Source organism: Phyllobacterium sp. (assembly GCF_037994425.1).
GTDB lineage: Bacteria > Pseudomonadota > Alphaproteobacteria > Rhizobiales > Rhizobiaceae > Phyllobacterium.
In genome coordinates this window covers 1-1,450 of record NZ_JBBNAM010000210.1, presented here as the reverse complement: position 1 = coordinate 1,450, position 1,450 = coordinate 1, and the positions used below count along the sequence as shown (strand labels likewise).

At 55.7% G+C, this 1,450-nt stretch carries 2 protein-coding genes and 1 pseudogene; 2 read left to right on the top strand and 1 reads right to left on the bottom strand.

The annotated features are described in order from the left end of the window. A pseudogene (locus AAAB35_RS14455) lies at nt 1-217 on the top strand (YggS family pyridoxal phosphate-dependent enzyme); the annotation flags it as partial. Here AAAB35_RS14455 and AAAB35_RS14450 read toward each other — a convergent pair. Then, nucleotides 218-538: a D-Ala-D-Ala carboxypeptidase family metallohydrolase gene (locus AAAB35_RS14450; RefSeq protein ID WP_340668980.1), complete on the bottom strand. Its 321-nt coding sequence runs from the start codon at nt 536-538 to the stop codon at nt 218-220. Between the two features lie 508 nt (nt 539-1,046). Between AAAB35_RS14450 and AAAB35_RS14445 the strand changes: the two genes are divergently transcribed. Further along, nucleotides 1,047-1,450, top strand: a 404-nt coding sequence (locus tag AAAB35_RS14445) for an acetyl-coenzyme A synthetase N-terminal domain-containing protein (protein ID WP_340668979.1), incomplete at its 3' end; no start/stop codon positions are given.

Genomic DNA, 1,450 nt, shown 5'->3' with positions numbered 1-1,450 from the left:
CCGCTGCCGTGACGTGCATGGACTCAAGATCGCAGGCCTGATGTGCATTCCGCCGGCCGATGAAAATCCCGGGCCACATTTTGCCCTGCTCGAAAAACTCGCTCGACAGGCGGGGGTCGAGAAACTTTCCATGGGGATGTCTGGAGACTACGAAATTGCCGTGGGCTTCGGTGCAACGTCCGTCAGGATCGGCTCAGCGATTTTCGGCAGCCGATAGTTACCAGCTACGACGCGGTCCGGTATCGATGTGGTAGTAGCCGGCCGGATAACGTTTCAGACCACCGACGTCGCCACTCGAAGACAGATGGTTCATTAGCCCGGACGAACCGCCGTGGACACGGAAATCCACAGCCTGACAGCTCAGATGGTAGGACTGATCCTTTCCACCGACGCGGCTATTGCGCGAGCGCGTCCTTACAGTCGAGTTGACTGTGATCGCACCATACTTGGCGGAGACACGGCTCAGCACATTCTTCAACCTTTCGGGAACGCATTTCGACGGCGCCTTGTAATCGATATAGGCCTTGCCGCGTGGCATGGCCGCGAGCACCAGTGGGCTGATTTATCGAACACGGAATCCTTGAGCAGATGCGCATGATCCTCGCCGAAAAGGTGCGCGCCGATACGATGCTGCGGGTTGGACGGCTCGGGTAGCGTGCCTGCACCGGCCGGAAGGGCCAGACTCAGGGCGGCAAGAGTAAACCAGGTGAGTTTTGCGCGTGACACAACGCTGCGCAAGACAGATATTCGCATTCCTTGATCCTTGGTGCGGCGCCAGATTCAACGTTTCTTCGGCGCCCTTAGATTGTCCTCCCAAGTCAAGGCAGCGACCGTATAAGCCGAAATGTGGTCAAAATGGACCGATTTCACGACAAAACGCGACCAAATCCGGTATCGAAGGCCGCAGATTGCGACCGAACGCCATGGCACCACCGGCAATTGGGATATTTACGCATTGATTTGCTTGGTGATAATGAACCTATTCGCCTCCCACCCGGGAAGGCGTTCGGGTGGAGGCCCGAAATTTCAGATTCTGGAGGAAATTGATGTCCGAGAAGGTTTATCCGGTGCTGGCAAGCGCGAAGAAAAACGCGCTCATCGACAATGATACCTATCTCAGCTGGTATAAGCAGAGCATCAAGGACCCCGAAAAGTTCTGGGCCAAGCACGGCAAGCGTATCGACTGGTTCAAGCCCTTTACCAAGGTCAAGAATGCGTCTTTCGAGGGCAAGGTCTCGATCAAATGGTTCGAGGACGGCGTTACCAACGTTTCCTACAACTGCGTCGACCGACACCTTAAAAAGCGCGGCGACCAGGTCGCGCTCATCTGGGAAGGCGACAATCCCTATCTCGACAAGAAGATCACCTACAACGAGCTTTACGAGCAAGTTTGCCGTCTCGCCAATGTGCTGAAGAAACACGGCGTCAAGAAAGGCGATCGGGTCACCAT